The organism is Dorea sp. D27 (assembly GCF_001185345.1).
GTDB lineage: Bacteria > Bacillota > Clostridia > Lachnospirales > Lachnospiraceae > Extibacter.
Genome location: NZ_KQ236745.1, coordinates 453,355 through 468,905, shown reverse-complemented (window position 1 = coordinate 468,905; position 15,551 = coordinate 453,355). Strand labels below are relative to the sequence as shown.

General features: G+C 47.7%; 9 protein-coding genes and 2 pseudogenes. 2 read left to right on the top strand and 9 right to left on the bottom strand.

What is annotated here, in order from left to right:
- Positions 1 to 14 precede the first annotated feature (14 nt).
- Complete coding sequence (locus HMPREF0980_RS13355; RefSeq protein ID WP_198146269.1) at positions 15 to 3,335, bottom strand: DUF5717 family protein; 3,321 nt, start codon at positions 3,333 to 3,335, stop codon at positions 15 to 17.
- Between the two features lie 101 nt (positions 3,336 to 3,436).
- Here HMPREF0980_RS13355 and HMPREF0980_RS13350 point away from each other — a divergent pair, with 101 nt between their 5' ends.
- Positions 3,437 to 4,534: a pyridoxal phosphate-dependent aminotransferase gene (locus tag HMPREF0980_RS13350; RefSeq protein ID WP_049729588.1), complete on the top strand. Its 1,098-nt coding sequence runs from the start codon at positions 3,437 to 3,439 to the stop codon at positions 4,532 to 4,534.
- A gap of 324 nt (positions 4,535 to 4,858) precedes the next feature.
- Here the strand turns inward: HMPREF0980_RS13350 and HMPREF0980_RS13345 are convergent, their stop codons facing one another.
- The 7 genes and pseudogenes from HMPREF0980_RS13345 to HMPREF0980_RS13315 form a co-directional block, all read right to left on the bottom strand.
- Complete coding sequence (locus HMPREF0980_RS13345; RefSeq protein ID WP_049729587.1) at positions 4,859 to 5,203, bottom strand: cupin domain-containing protein; 345 nt, start codon at positions 5,201 to 5,203, stop codon at positions 4,859 to 4,861.
- A gap of 136 nt (positions 5,204 to 5,339) precedes the next feature.
- Complete coding sequence (locus HMPREF0980_RS13340) at positions 5,340 to 7,325, bottom strand: ABC transporter permease (protein ID WP_049729586.1); 1,986 nt, start codon at positions 7,323 to 7,325, stop codon at positions 5,340 to 5,342.
- Positions 7,318 to 8,085, bottom strand: a complete 768-nt coding sequence (locus HMPREF0980_RS13335; RefSeq protein WP_049729585.1) for an ABC transporter ATP-binding protein — start codon at positions 8,083 to 8,085, stop codon at positions 7,318 to 7,320. The genes HMPREF0980_RS13340 and HMPREF0980_RS13335 overlap by 8 nt, the downstream gene beginning before the upstream one ends.
- A 124-nt stretch (positions 8,086 to 8,209) precedes the next feature.
- Positions 8,210 to 9,229, bottom strand: a complete 1,020-nt coding sequence (locus HMPREF0980_RS13330) for a sensor histidine kinase (protein WP_049729584.1) — start codon at positions 9,227 to 9,229, stop codon at positions 8,210 to 8,212.
- Positions 9,226 to 9,899: pseudogene (locus tag HMPREF0980_RS13325) on the bottom strand (response regulator transcription factor). The gene HMPREF0980_RS13330 and the pseudogene HMPREF0980_RS13325 overlap by 4 nt, the downstream one beginning before the upstream one ends.
- 199 nt (positions 9,900 to 10,098) lie before the next feature.
- The gene (gene carB / locus HMPREF0980_RS13320) at positions 10,099 to 13,296 is read right to left on the bottom strand and encodes a carbamoyl-phosphate synthase large subunit (RefSeq protein ID WP_049729582.1); all 3,198 of its coding nucleotides are present in this window, start codon (positions 13,294 to 13,296) and stop codon (positions 10,099 to 10,101) included.
- Positions 13,296 to 14,366: a carbamoyl phosphate synthase small subunit gene (locus tag HMPREF0980_RS13315; RefSeq protein WP_049729581.1), complete on the bottom strand. Its 1,071-nt coding sequence runs from the start codon at positions 14,364 to 14,366 to the stop codon at positions 13,296 to 13,298. Before HMPREF0980_RS13315 ends, carB begins: the two co-directional genes overlap by 1 nt.
- 365 nt (positions 14,367 to 14,731) lie before the next feature.
- Here HMPREF0980_RS13315 and HMPREF0980_RS13310 point away from each other — a divergent pair, with 365 nt between their 5' ends.
- The gene (locus tag HMPREF0980_RS13310) at positions 14,732 to 15,238 is read left to right on the top strand and encodes a CarD family transcriptional regulator (protein WP_049729580.1); all 507 of its coding nucleotides are present in this window, start codon (positions 14,732 to 14,734) and stop codon (positions 15,236 to 15,238) included.
- Between the two features lie 92 nt (positions 15,239 to 15,330).
- On the opposite strand, the pseudogene HMPREF0980_RS19255 reads toward HMPREF0980_RS13310, so the two are convergent.
- Positions 15,331 to 15,551, bottom strand: a pseudogene (locus HMPREF0980_RS19255) (group II intron reverse transcriptase/maturase); the annotation flags it as partial.

The following is a 15,551-nucleotide window of genomic DNA, read 5'->3' as shown; positions in this document are numbered from 1 at the left end:
CATCTCCTCCTCTCCTAGTATATCTTATATATTTCTCCCGCCATAATCTCTTCCTCCTTATACAGGAGCATTGCCTTTTTCTTGCTGGCAGGGCTCATGGCGGCCATTGCATTCAGCCGGCCGAACTTTCCGGCACCGGAAGTTTCCCTGTCAATGGCCAGCGTCTCTTTCTCTGTCGTAATACTCTGTCTTCCCGCTGTCTCTTTGATATAATAGCTGATGCTTTCGTCCGCATACAGGATAAACTGCTTTACATATATGTTTTCATATGCAGGCGTCATCACTTCCATCCGATAGCCCAGTTCTTCTTTTCTCCCCTGTTTCAGCTTATAGTGGAGCTCTACCCGGCTTCCTGGCCTGGCCTGATACTCGATCATGACTTTGTCATAAAGCTGGTTCTCTCTCAGCCAGGACTCCTTATAGTTCAGATAGCATGGGAACACGAGCTGTTTCTCGCACATCTCCCTGAGCACTTCGTGGAGCACCGGCTCCTCGCCCGCCGTATACTCCTGTGCGGAAAAGTACTTCAGCAGCGCTATCTTGCAGATGTCCGGCAGTTCCTCTTTCTTTTCACACTCGTGTATGATTATATCGAACACGATCCTGCCGGTCTCCCGCCCCCGCAGTATGAATTCTCTGGATACATAAGCAAGATACGCCTGCTTAAGCCGGAAATACACGCTGTCAGAGAGATAGTAATCTTCAAATATATCTTCCTCCCTGAACAGGTCCTCAGAAAAGACCATCTGGGTAATGATACGTTCACCGACTTTATTGGCCGGAATACCATAATCTTTCAGCACCTTCCAGAGCTGTTTCATATCGGACGTAGCCCCACAGTAATAATTGGCGAGATACATGAGCGTAACCTTGTCATATTGTTCTTTTTTAAACAACTCAAAGCAGAGGTAGCTTAAGAATTCATCCTCCTCATAGTTATCTTCCCTTATCCTTTTGCTGCAGAGCCGGAAGATGTCTTTTTCATCAAACGCATCCATTCCCATCTGCCTGATATTCTCAAAAGTCGCCTCCTGCTTCTTCTCTTCATGCTTCCATATGCCGGCATGGGCGGCGTACTTCTTATACATGTCAAGAAAACGCGGCTCATAGAACAGCCGCTTCGTCTCGTACGCGATAGAATCTGTATAATGCCGCCCTTCCAGAGACTCCCACACGACTCTTGACTCCTTATCATACAGGAAGATGACAGCGCCGTCCTCCTCATCGTAGGGAATCCTCTGCCGGACATTGCCGTCTTTTTCTATAACGAGCACACAGTTCATGTTGCGCACCTTTGTAGTGATTTCATAGGCAAAGCAGATATCATGCAGTGCTTCCATACGCTCTGCAGTCATCTCATCTTCCCGGAGGAATCTTTTGTACAGAATCTTCAGCGGCTCTGTGATGTGGCGCCTCTCCAGCTGGTCCCATGTAAAAGCGACCATCTGCTCCCTGTAGCTAAGATACAGGTCGCTTCCTTCTTCTTCATAAGTAATCAGGTTGGCATACAGGAATGCCGCCTTTTTATAGTCGAGCGTATTGCCGTGCATAAAATAAAGGAAGATAGACTTCGGCAGCGGGCCTCTCACCCGCTCCTCCTCTATCGTCACCATATAATATTCATATAGCTGCGCTATCTTGAGTTCTGCGTCTACCGCCCGTTTATACCACTCGAAATAACGCTGCTGGGTCTTGTTGCCCTTGATCAGCAGCGTGCAGATCGTATTTAATATCATAGTCTCGCTGTACATCTTATAGATTCGTTCCAGAATGCGGAACAAGGCATCGCTGTAGTTCTTCTGCTGGCTGGCAAAATTGGCGACATACAGAGCAAGCTCTTTCGTCATCAGCCTGTATTTTGACGCAAAATTTAGTACCTGTATCTCAAATTTCCCAAGCTTTTTCAGCAATGTCGGCTTTTCCTTATAGCATTCGTATGCGGCCAGATAAAAGAGCACCTCATGAATTTCAAAACTGAACTGCTGTTCCAGCACCTCGATCCGTTTATAAGGATTGCGGTATCTGGAATCCAGATTGATCAACATGCTGAGAAGCGGCCAGGAATCCTGATGCCGCATATATGTCTTTCCTATCTCGTCGAGGACCCTGTCTATATGGCTTCCTTTTCCTCTGATGAGTGCCGTGAGGTACAGGTAGTAGCAGTTCGTCACCGGATCTTTCCCTATGGCGAACCGGTTGTAATTGTAGTTTTCAAGTATCCATTTTGCCTCTTCCGTCTTGTTGCCAATCACATATATATGAGCCTGCAGAAGCTGCAGCGTCTCGCTCTGCGGATCCATCTTGCGCAGCGCCGCCATCTTCTCAATCGCGCTTTCTACCCAGTTGTTCAGTTCCACCCTTCCGGCCACATATCCGACATATCCCTTCAGGATCTGGGCCTCCAGCAGCTCCTTCATGCGGTGGTCTTCGTCATAATCCTGGTTCTGCAGCACTTCTATCTCGTATATGAGCGTCTCGTACGGCGTGATGAACTTCAAGGCTCCAAAGTTTCTTCCGCCGTGCAGGTGCTCGGGTCTTACAAGGTATTCTACCTCATACGTATTGCCGACGAAGTCTTCCGTACTCAGTTCCGGGCGGAGCACTTTGATGAACTTCCCCTCGGCCTCCACCTTGATCGGCATGAATCCCCACGTATTCTTCATAAGAGTCAGCGTGCCTTTTGTGGACTCTTCAATGTCCTCAAACAGCATGCCTTCTCCGGGCAGCGTAAGGAAGATGCATTCTTTCTGTTTGATGCCGACGAGGAATTCCTCCATCGCCTGCTCCCCAAGAGACCACTTCCTCATATTGTCGTACAGGTAGAAGATCCTCTCGTTTTCATATTTTAATATTTCATAAAATTCTCTGGAACGGAACAGACGTCCCGCCTCCGAATAATCCTTAATTGCCAGTTTCCTGAAATCATCTGTGCTCTGTACTTTTCCGTAGGAAGTCATCACGTACGGTTTCTCGATAATGGCGGTGAAGGAAAGCTCGTACTCTCCACCGTTGCAGACAACCGTAAACTTGCCTTCTTCCACATGTCCGGGACGTAAGCCTCTGCCGTCATAAGTAAATTCTACTCTTGCAGGATTCCCCTCAAATCCCTGGTCTTTAAAATGTACACGAAAAGAAGACGGGTATATCAACCCCCGTATATTCCCCTCTGTCTGGCTTTTCACAGAAAAACTTCCCCTGTACACTTCTCCTTCTCCGATTATCATTACGAGATTGGTTTCCTGGAAGATTACATCAGGATGTGCATTATGGAAGTCACCCTTAGAAAATTTCTGAATTTTGTTTTTCAAGCCTGCCACCTGCTTCTTTCGTTGCATTTTTCTAAAAACATACTATAATGAATTATAGCATTGTTCTGGCTGTGATGGCAATGCTGTAGATACAAAATCTTGAAAATATATGGACAGGAAGTATAGATATGGATAAAAAACCTGAATTTCACGGAAGTGACATTGAACAGATCTCACAGTACTACCACATACCGCAGGAGGAAATTGTAAGCTTCGGCGCCAACGTCAATCCACTTGGCCTCTCTGAACATGTGAAGGAACAGCTTGCATCCCATCTGGATGTGATTACCCGTTATCCTGACCGGAATTACGCCGGGCTCAGAGATACCATAAGCATGTATTGTCATGCAGACCCCGAGCATATCGTGGTAGGGAATGGCTCTACTGAGCTGATTTCTCTTCTTATCAGCGGCCTGCGCCCGAAAAAGGCGCTCGTCGTCGGCCCCACCTACTCTGAATATGCCCGGGAGCTCTCGCTCGTCGGCGGTACATTAGAGTATTACAATCTGCGGGAAGAAAAGGACTTTGTCCTCGACGTGCCGGAGCTTCTGGCCGCCCTTACCCCGGATACCAGGCTGCTCGTAATCTGCAATCCGAACAATCCTACCTCCTCGGCGCTCGCCTGCGCGCAGCTTGAAGAGGTCTTCCGGTTCTGCAAGGAGAAAGGCATATTCGTTATGATTGATGAAACATATGCCGAATTTGCTCCGGATCCGGAATCCATTACAGCAATCGGGCTCATACCGAAGTACGACAACTTTATGGTCATCCGCGGGGTGTCCAAATATTTTGCCGCCCCCGGCCTTCGTTTCGGATACGGTATCACGAGCAGCAGGACCTTCCTCGATGTCCTGCACCGGCATCAGAATCCGTGGAGCTTGAGCAGCATCGGCGCCTTTGCCGGAGGGCTCATGCTCGAAGATACCACATATATCCGGAAGACATGGAATCTGATAGACTCTGAACGTACCCGTCTGTACGGCGAACTCTGCACGTGGGAGGGCGTCAAAGCCTACCGCCCGTATGCCAACTTTATCCTCGTCAGAATCCTCCGGAAAGGTCTCACTTCTTCCGACGTGTTCGAGCATGCGATCCGGCACGGCCTCATGATACGAGACTGTTCTTCATTTCAGAGCCTGGACGGGGAATATATCCGGTTCTGCATCATGAAGCCGGAAGACAACGACAGGCTGATGGCCTGCCTTCGAGGTTATTTGGGGGGGTAGTAAACTAGGACGCCGCTGTGGAGGTAGGGGACAGATATTTTATCATTCATCTCATGCAGCCATCGGCCATCCGCTGGCCAGTAACGCCACACAGCCGCACTCGCCCTTGTTAAGTGAAGTAGATAGCGGGCGGGGAGCCGGGTGGGAGATGCGCAGGTACAAGCGGGAGAGGCAGAGAATCCTTTCCGTAGCCCTTATCCTGCGGGATGCAAGCCGCTATCGGCGCGCATTCCGCAGGGTTAGGGATACGTGAAATAGTCGAAGCCTCGTACGCATCGGAGCAGATGCCACCCGGCTCCCCGCCCGCAGCCACTTTACTTAAACTTACAGTTTCAATATCAATGCCACGAAGGAAAGGTCTTCGGTCCCTGTATTCTTCAGGCCATGTCCGTCCCCGTCCTTACAAAATGTCACGTCTCCTGCTTCAACCGGTACCGCCTTGCCATTGTCATCATACATTCCAGTTCCGCTCAATATGTAATATGTCTCCGTCTCCCCGTGATGCTCATGATAGCCGAGCTCACAATTCGGCTTTAAAGTCACCCGGCTGAACATCTTGCAGTGCTCTCCGAGCTGTTCCTGGCTGATGAGCGCCTCCTTCATGATAAATCCGGCTCCGCCGTTGACACGCTCTACCGTAACTACTTCCCTTTCTCCTGCTTTCGTCATCCTGTTTCCTCCTTTATCCTGTAACAGCTTAATAATCTCATTGTAATATAGTGTATACAAAAATTCAAGTACGTGAAATTTCGAAAGGGGTCAGACCCCTCCGCACAGCGGGGGTCTGACCCCTTTCGAAATTCCGTTAATTGACAATCTTATAATACTCTCTTGCCGTAATTGCAAATACAATTGCATAAAATATCGCAAATACCACGACGGTTGTTATCGTACAGGTGAGGAACAGAGATACATTTACAAAATTCAACGCTTCCAACATTCTTGTGATTACCTTGAACGCAACAGCTATATGGATTATCGCCGCGGCCAGGGGAAGGAAGAATACGGTCAGCACCTGGCTTCTGATGGAGCGCTTTACTTCTTTTTTGCTCATCCCGACTTTCTGCATGATCTGGTATCGTTCTTTGTCATCGAAGCCCTCTGATATCTGTTTATAGTAGATGATAAGCACCGTAGCCATCAGGAACATCAGCCCGAGATATATTCCGATAAAAAGCAGGCCGCCATAAAGCATGTAGAAGCTTTCTATACTCATTTCTCTGCTCTCGCAGAACGATGGTGCGGCCTCTGATACGATCCGGTCCCCCATGGCTTCCATCGCGCTGAGTTCTTTCTTCCCATTCTCTTCGAAATCGATGCGGACGGTGTAGCGTACATTTCCCATCTTCTGTGTCCACGTGTCCTCCATCTCGCTGTCGCCGTAGGCTTCGTTTGTGATATCCTCCACCTGCTTAAGGCTGGGTACCACGATGAAGAGATGCTCCATCACATTGGATTTATTTTTCTTCTCCAGCGTCATATCTTTCAACTCTCTGGCTACTTTATACCGCCTGCTGCCAAGTTGGATGCTATCTTTGCCATACATTTTTCCTGTCATGTACAGAAGAACCTCATCATCTTTTAAAGATACGTCCGCTTTTTCATATTTATTGTAATCCTCCAGCGGTATCACGCTTAATTCTACCACGTCGATTACATCATAATTCCCGCTTTCTTCAAGCCTTACCTTTCCGCCTTCCAGAATCGCGCTCATTTCTCCGGAACGGTATGAGATTTCATCCTTTATCGTGACGCCGGCTTTTTCTGTCTCTTCCTTGATGATGCGGTCTATCTTTTCCATCCCTTCTGCATTCGCGGCATAATTCGTGACTTTAAACTGTTCCGGGAACCTGGTGTTCATTATATCGTCCATTCCCGCATACAGAGACACCGTAGAAGAAATCATCACAAGTACCATCGTGCTCAGGATACAAATGTTTGCAAGCCCTACTGCGTTCTGCTTCATCCGGTAGATCATGCCCGATACGGATGTGAAATTTTTCGTCTTATAATAGAACGACTTTTTCTTCCGAAGGGCTTTGAGCAGTGCGATGCTGCCGGCAGTGAACAGTGCATATGTGCCGAGTATGACGCAGATAACTGCCACAAAGAACAGCATAAGCGCCTCGAGTGGGGATTCAGTAGTGATAGCGATATAGTAGCCGATTCCAATCGTGATAACTCCGAAAACAGTCAACAGAATCTTCGTCTTAGGCTCTTTCTCTCCCTGGCTTCCGCCCCGCAGCAGCTCTACCGGATTTGCCAGATGAATCTGCATCAGGTTATAGAGCAGGGTTAGCGCAAATATAGCCGCGAATAAGGCTATTGTACGTACGATTGATATTGGCGATATCTCAAATGTCATCTCTACGTTGTAGTGGAGCAGCTTCAGCAGTATGAGATACATCAGCCTGCTGAAAACAATGCCCGTTACGAGGCCCGCTGCTATGCTTGTCACTGCTGTAATCAATGATTCTATCGTGAGCATTTTTGCGATATGTCTCTTCCCCATTCCGAGGATATTGTATACGCCGATTTCTTTCTTCCTCCGTTTGATCAGGAAGCTGTTCGTGTAGAACAGGAAAATGACCGCAAATACGATGATGACACCCAGAGCATAATTCAGGCATGCTCTCAGGCTCCCATCTCCTACGCTTTTATTTCTCGCAAGCGCATCCATGATATAATACATCATCACAGTAAGGACTGCCGTGAGAATGTAGGGTATATAGGTCTTCCGGTTGTTTTTTATATTTGTTACAGCCAGTTTGGAATATATGGACTTATTCACCCCTTTCACCTCCTGTTGTCAGAACAGTCAGCGTATCTGCTATCTTCTGGTACATCTGCTCGTTCGTCAGGTTGCCCCTGTACAGCTGGTGGAATACCTCCCCGTCCTTAATGAAGAGCACCCGTTTTGCATTGCTGGCGGCCTTCACGCTGTGTGTCACCATGAGTATCGTCTGGCCGTCATTATTTATCAAGCCGAACAAGTTCATAAGTTCATCCGCAGCTCTTGAGTCCAGGGCACCCGTCGGCTCATCCGCAAGGATAAGCTGCGGTTTTGTTATGATAGCCCTCGCCACGGCCGCACGCTGCTTCTGGCCTCCGGACACTTCATATGGAAATTTGTTCAGCAGGCTCATTATCCCGAGACGGTCGGCTATCGGCGCAAGCTTCTTTTCCATTTCCTCGTATTTTTTACCGGAAAGCACCAGCGGAAGGAAGATATTATCCTTGAGAGAAAACGTATCCAGAAGATTAAAGTCCTGAAACACGAACCCAAGATTCTGCCGCCGAAACGCCGCAAGCTCCTTTTCCTTTACTTTGGCCATATCATTTCCCTTCAGATACACCTTTCCACTCGTAGGCTTATCAAGGGAAGCCAGTATATTCAGAAGCGTCGTCTTGCCAGAGCCGGACTCTCCCATGATAGCTACATATTCTCTCGGCTCTACAGAAAAGCTTACATTTTTGAGCGCCTCCACCTGGTTTCCCCCAAAACGGGTCGTGTATATTTTCTTGACATTTTTGACATCCAATAATGACATGTTCCATACCTTCCTTTCATTCTGTTCTTTTTTACAAGTCCATTATAATAAAAGAAGGAAATGTGCTGCCATTGATTTGACTTACATTTCCTGATCCTAACCTTACAATCATGTAAGATACTGTCTATTCCGGTACAATTTCCTTTCTCTCCAGCGACAGATATACTTTCGTGCCGGCGCCGACCTCCGACTCAATCCACAGGCTGTGCCCGAGCTTGTCCATGACTGTCTTGCACAGATACAGGCCTATGCCTGTGGACTTCTTATCCTTTCGCCCGTTATAGCCCGTAAAGCCTTTTTCAAACACACGCGGAAGATCTTCTGCCTGAATTCCGATTCCCGTATCCTCTATAACGAGCACTTTTACGCCCCTGCTCATATCCATATGCACGGATATGCTGCCGGACTTCGTATATTTGAGCCCATTGGAAAGCAGCTGCTCCACTACGAACACGAGCCATTTTTCGTCTGTCAGCACCATATCTGCAGATGGCGTGTACTCGAGTTTGATTTTCTGCAGGATGAACATTTGGGAATATTTGCGAATGGCCTGTCTCACAATATCGTCCAGGCCGTACCATTGCAGCACCATATCTGAAGACATGCTGCCAAGGCGGAGGTAGGACAGCACCATCTCTACGTACTGCTCTATCTTAAACAGTTCCAGCTTCAGCTCTTTCAGGTGCATATTTCCATCCGGCGTCCGCTCCTCCTCCCACGACTGCAGAAGTACACGCATAGCGGCAATGGGCGTCTTAATCTGGTGTGCCCAGAGGCTGTAATAATCTATCATCTCCTGCCGGGCTATCTCTCCTTCTGATTCTATCTCTGCCTTGCTGTCAAAAAGCGTTTTTATAATCCTCTGGTAATCCTCCTCCAGGATGCCCGCCGCCACCGGCAGCTCCGCCCAGTCTGTTTTGATTCTTCTCTCTGCTTCCAGCAGCTTCCCGTGCCGGCCGGCATACCTTATAAACCCAATGCCCCCATATACGACGAGCCATATGACAGATAAAAGAAATGCGTACAGGACAGCGTCCATCGGAATATTGCTCAGATAAAAGATAACAGCAAATACGCCGATGAATCCAGTATAAAGGCAGATGGATTCGATATGTTCTTTCAGATATCTACATAACAGCTTCATACTTCCACCATATACCCTATTCCTTTTTTGTTTTGATCATATCTCCAAGCCCGATCAGCTCTAATCTTTTGCGCAGCCTTGCCACGTTGACCGTAAGGGTGTTGTCATCGATGAATTCATCGCTCTCCCAAAGCCGTTCTATAATGTCATCGCGGGACACGATCTGTCCCGCGTGCTCCATCAGCGACTGTAGAATCTTAAATTCGTTCTTCGTAAGTTCCAGCCTCTCTTCCCGGTATATGACCGAGGCATCGCTCAAGTTCAGCAGAACTCCTTTGTGTTCTATCACATTTAGCGAGCCCTGGAAAGAGTATGTCCTGCGAAGCAGAGCCTGTACTTTCGCTGTAACGACATTCAAGTCAAAGGGCTTTTCAATAAATTCATCGCCGCCCATATTCATCGCCATCACGATATTCATATTATCATTTGCCGACGAGATAAAGACAATCGGCACTTTGGAAACCTTGCGCATCTCCGTACACCAATGGAAGCCGTTGAAAAACGGCAGTGCGATATCCAGCAGCACAAGCTGAGGATCATGCTCCACAAACTCATTCATAACATTTTTGAAGTCCTCCACACAGCGGACCTCATAATCCCATTTCGACAAGTGCCTCTCAAGTGCACCAGCGATAGTCATATCATCTTCAACAACCAATACTTTATACATGTACACAACTCCCACTCTCACAAATCATCTGTACTGAAAGATATTCTACAATATTTTCCGCTCCATGTGTAGTAAACCACAAAAATTCAATAAATCTTAACTTTTCCCCATGTTCCGAAACGCAACACCCCAAAAAGGTACAGGGCAAAACGCAATTTGGGACGTAACAAAATTGAAAAAGGTTACGTCCCAAATTGAATTATATCTTTGCTATATCTATCAATGTGAGCTTTCGTATGTCTGTATTTTCAAGGCTGGTGATTAGTGCTTCGGCAGTATCTATCGCAGTGAGTACGTTGACTCCGGTTTCTATCGCGTTTCTTCGTATTATGAAGCCGTCTTTTGACCGGTCCGCACCTTGCGGCGGGGTATCGATGACGAGGTCTATCTTATGGCCGAGTATCAGATCCATAAGGTTCGGAGATTCCTGCTCTATCTTGTTGACTGGGTTGGCCTTGACTCCTGCCTTGTTCATGGCCTCTGCCGTACTGCGTGTAGCGAAGATGCGGTAGCCGATTTTCTCAAAGCGGCGCCCGATTTCTACAGCATCCGGCTTGTCTTCGTCCCGTACGGTTATTATCATATTTTTGTGCTTCGGCAGCTTGATGCCTGCACCTAAAAACGCCTTATACAGTGCTTCGTCAAATGTCTTCGCAATGCCAAGACACTCTCCTGTGGACTTCATCTCCGGCCCAAGGCTGATGTCTGCTCCACGGATCTTCTCGAATGAGAACACCGGCATCTTCACTGCATAGTAGTCGGCCTCCGGCTGCAGCCCAGGCTTGTAGCCAAGCTCTTTCAGCTTATGACCGATGATTACCTTTGTGGCAAGCGGTACAATCGGTATGCCAGTCACTTTGCTGATATAAGGCACAGTACGGCTGGAGCGCGGATTTACCTCGATGACATAGACGTCCTCGCCGCACACGATAAACTGGATATTGATCAGTCCGATGACGTGCAGCGACTGTGCCAGCTTTCTCGTGTAATCTTCAATTGTCTTTTTCGTCTTTTCTGTAATGCTCTGCGCCGGATAGACGGAAATGCTGTCGCCGGAATGGATTCCTGCCCGTTCAATATGTTCCATGATTCCCGGTATGAGAATATCCACACCGTCACATACCGCATCTACTTCTATTTCCTTGCCCTGAAGGTATTTGTCTACCAGAATCGGATGGTCCTGCGCTATCCGGTTGATGATTCCGATAAATTCGTCTATATCGTGATCACTTATGGCAATCTGCATGCCCTGGCCGCCGAGTACATAGGAAGGCCTTACGAGCACCGGATAGCCAAGTCGGTCAGCCACCTCCTTCGCTTCCTCTGCCGTATATACCGTCCCGCCTGTCGGCCTTGGAATCTGGCATTTTTCCAGAATATCATCAAACAATTCTCTGTCTTCTGCCGCATCTACGTTCTCGGCGGACGTTCCAAGTATCGGAACCCCCATTTTCATCAGTGCTTCCGTAAGTTTAATGGCGGTCTGGCCGCCAAACTGCACCACTGCCCCATCCGGCTTCTCCAAATCCACGATGCTCTCTACATCCTCCGGCGTCAGCGGCTCAAAATAAAGCTTATCAGCAATGTCGAAGTCCGTGCTCACAGTCTCAGGATTGTTGTTGACGATAATCGTCTCGTACCCTTCTTTGGCAAATGCCCACGTACAGTGGACGGAACAGAAGTCAAATTCAATTCCCTGGCCGATTCTGATAGGGCCGGATCCAAGTACGAGCACCTTTTTTCTGCCGCTTGTCTCTTCTGCTTCATTTTCGCTTCCGAACACGGAGTAGTAATACGGTGTCTCTGCCGCAAATTCAGCCGCACACGTATCTACCATCTTGTAAGCTGCCGTCACCCCGTACTCGTGGCGCATGTCGTGAATCTGACGTTCCGTATTGCCGGTTAGCCTTGCGATGACACTGTCCGGAAATTCCATCCTCTTCGCCTCCTGGAGCAACTCTGCGGACAATGTCGTATTCTGAAGCTTCTGCTCCATCTCAACAAGGATGGCAATCTTATCAATAAACCATCTGTCAATCTTCGTTGCACCGTGGATCTCATCAAAGGTGATACCCTTGCGCAATGCCTCTGCAATCCTCCAGATACGCATATCATCGACCTTCTCCAGCTCTTCCAGAAGCTCTTCTTTCGTCAGTTCTGAGAAGTCATATGACATGAGGCTGTCTACGTGCTGCTCCAAAGACCGAATGGCCTTCATCAGCGCACCCTCAAAGTTGTCACAGATGCTCATGACTTCCCCGGTCGCCTTCATCTGCGTCGTAAGCGTACGCTTTGCGCTGATAAACTTGTCAAATGGAAGCCTTGGGAGCTTCACGACACAATAATCAAGCATAGGTTCAAAGCTTGCATACGTCTTCTTCGTGACCGCGTTCCTAATCTCATCCAACGTATAACCGAGCGCTATCTTGGCGGCTACCTTGGCAATCGGATAGCCCGTCGCCTTAGAAGCCAGCGCAGAGGAACGGCTTACACGGGGATTCACTTCGATTACGCAATATTCAAACGTATCAGGGTGCAGCGCGTACTGGACGTTGCAACCACCTGTAATATTCAGTTCACTTATGATGTTCAGCGCAGAAGTACGAAGCATCTGATATTCCTTATCTCCAAGCGTCTGCGACGGCGCCACTACGATACTGTCACCGGTGTGTACGCCGACAGGATCGATGTTTTCCATATTACATACTGTAATGCAGTTGCCATTACCGTCACGCATCACCTCATATTCGATTTCCTTCCAGCCCGAGATGCAGCGCTCTACGAGCACCTGCCCGACGCGGGAGAGGCGGAGTCCGTTCTCCAGTATCTCAACAAGCTGTTCCCGGTCCTTTGCGATGCCTCCCCCGCTGCCGCCGAGCGTATATGCGGGGCGGAGTACGACCGGATAACCGATCTTTTCCGCAAATTTCACACCGTCTTCCACATTTTCAACTACGAGGGATGCCGCACATGGTTCCCCTATCTTTTCCATCGTCGTTTTAAATTCCAGACGGTCTTCTGCCTTTTTAATCGTCTCCGAAGTCGTACCGATAAGACGTACGTTATTTCTCCTCAGAAAACCATTTTCATCCAGCTCCATGGCAAGGTTAAGAGCCGCCTGTCCTCCAAGCGTCGGCAGAACGCTGTCTGGCTTCTCCTTCAGTATGAGCTGCTCTACCACCTCTACAGTCAGAGGCTCGATATAGACGCGGTCTGCAATATCTTTATCCGTCATGATTGTGGCGGGATTAGAATTCAGAAGGACGACCTCCAGCCCTTCCTCCTTGAGAGAACGGCATGCCTGTGTCCCAGCATAGTCGAATTCTGCAGCCTGTCCAATGACGATAGGGCCGGAACCTATCACGAGTACCTTCTTAATCTCTGTATTTCTAGGCATTATTCTGCTCCTTTCATCATATCCATGAATCTGTCAAACAAGTAACCGGAATCCTGAGGCCCCGGACATGCCTCTGGATGGAACTGTACGGTAAATATATTTTTCCCGGTGTAGGCAAGTCCCTCGTTCGTCCCGTCGTTTACATTGACAAACGCCTCTGTTGCAACCGAAGAATCCAACGAGCTTGCATCCACTGCATATCCATGGTTCTGGGAAGAAATGTACACCCTGTTGCTGCTCAGGTCTTTAACCGGATGATTTCCACCGCGGTGCCCGTATTTCAGCTTATATGTCTTTCCGCCGTTAGCAAGCGCCATAAGCTGATGCCCAAGACAGATTGCAAAAATCGGTATATTCGTATTGTACAGCTTTTTGATTTCATGAATAACAGATACGTATGTCTCCGGGTCCCCAGGACCATTTGACAACATGATTCCGTCCGGATTAGAATGAATGACCGTCTCAGCTGGTGTGTCGGCCGGATAGACAGTCACTTCACACCCTCTTCGATTCAAAGATCTGGCAATATTATGTTTCGCCCCGAAGTCCATAAGCGCCACTTTCGGACCGCTGCCTTCTAAGATATAAGTTTCCCCGCAGGTTACTTTAGATACGACATCACCTATTGAATAGGCTTTTAACTTTGGAATAATCTCGTCCAAATCGTAGTTTTCATCCGTCGTGATCATTCCATTCATTGTTCCCTTTTCTCTCAGAACCTTCGTAAGTGCCCGGGTATCAACCCCTGCGATTCCCGGGACATCCTGACCCTCCAGGAACTCCTGTATAGAGCCTTCGCACCTGAAATTACTCGGCGTTCTGGATAGTTCCCTTACGATATATCCGTCAGGCCATGCCTTCTTTGATTCCATATCAGGGGTAATGCCGTAATTACCGATGAGCGGATAGGTCATAACAACGGCCTGCCCGGCGTAAGAAGGGTCGGTCAACACCTCAAGATACCCTGTCATCGAGGTATTAAACACAATCTCACTGATCATGTCCCTTTTGGAACCTATGCTGGCTCCGGTAAAGACGGTTCCGTCCTCCAATATAAGAAATGCTTTCATATATTCACCCTTTCCCTTCCTTATCTGTATGCTATGATGATGGGGCCAAAAGTATTTTGTCCCCGTGATACCATGGATTGCCGCGCGACGTGCCTACGGCAGAATAAAAGGCAGTGTGTGCAAGCACAACCGCCTCCCCTATATGCTGCTGACAATCTTCGTCTGCACAAATTGTAAAAATTATACTACAGTTTCCGAGTTTTTTCAACTAAAATTATTTTAATTTTTAAGGCAGATATTTCTTACTTCACTACAAGATTAGTAATTTTATAAAAAGTATGCTATAATAATAAATGTAACTGCTGTTTGCATAATATTTTTATTTTTTCAAATGGCTCTTTAGTGAAAGAAAGTATGGTGTAAAAATGTATAAGGTTAATGACGTTGTTGTTTATGGCTGCAGTAAAGTCTGCTCTATCAAAAAGATAGCTGCTCCTGATTTCATGAGCAAGCCCCAGGAGTATTACTGGCTGCAGCCTATAGGCGACGCGGCGACGATGCTGTACGTAAAAACCGAGCACGAGGATAAAATGCGCTGCATTCTGACCAGAGGCCAGGCTGACGAGCTCATTCGTGAACTGCCGGAAATGGAAGAAATGTATGACAGCTCCAGCAAAGTACGTGACAGAGAATATATTCAGGTTATGAAGTCCAGAGACTGCAATGAATGGCTTAAGATGTGGAAGGGCATAACGATTGAAAAAATGCGGAAGGAGCAGGACGGCAAAAGCCTGAATGCCAGCGATGAAAGCAACCTCAAGCGGGTGCAGGACTGTATTTCATCCGAATTTTCCGCCATTTTCCAGACGACAAAAGATAAGATAGTTGACAGAATAAGGCACTCTCTTGATGCGAATCTGATTACTTTATAGACTTGCAGCGGTAATCGGGTAGGAGGTAAATAATTATTTTATTTACCGTCCTCCCACACCACCGTACGTACGGTTCCGTATACGGCGGTTCTTTAATTTTCACAAACTGTTAGATAATAGCCAAGTAAGGATATGTATCCCAGCTTGGCTATTATTTTGTTTGAAAAGATTTGGTTTAGCACCTGTGCCATTCTCCAATATCCTTTTCTGCTACAAGCTAGTTCCTTGGCTTTCCAATGTTCTATGCCGAGCGCTTTTAACATTCGGTATCTCGTTTTGATTTTCTTCCATTGTTTCCAGTAGACTGCTCTGA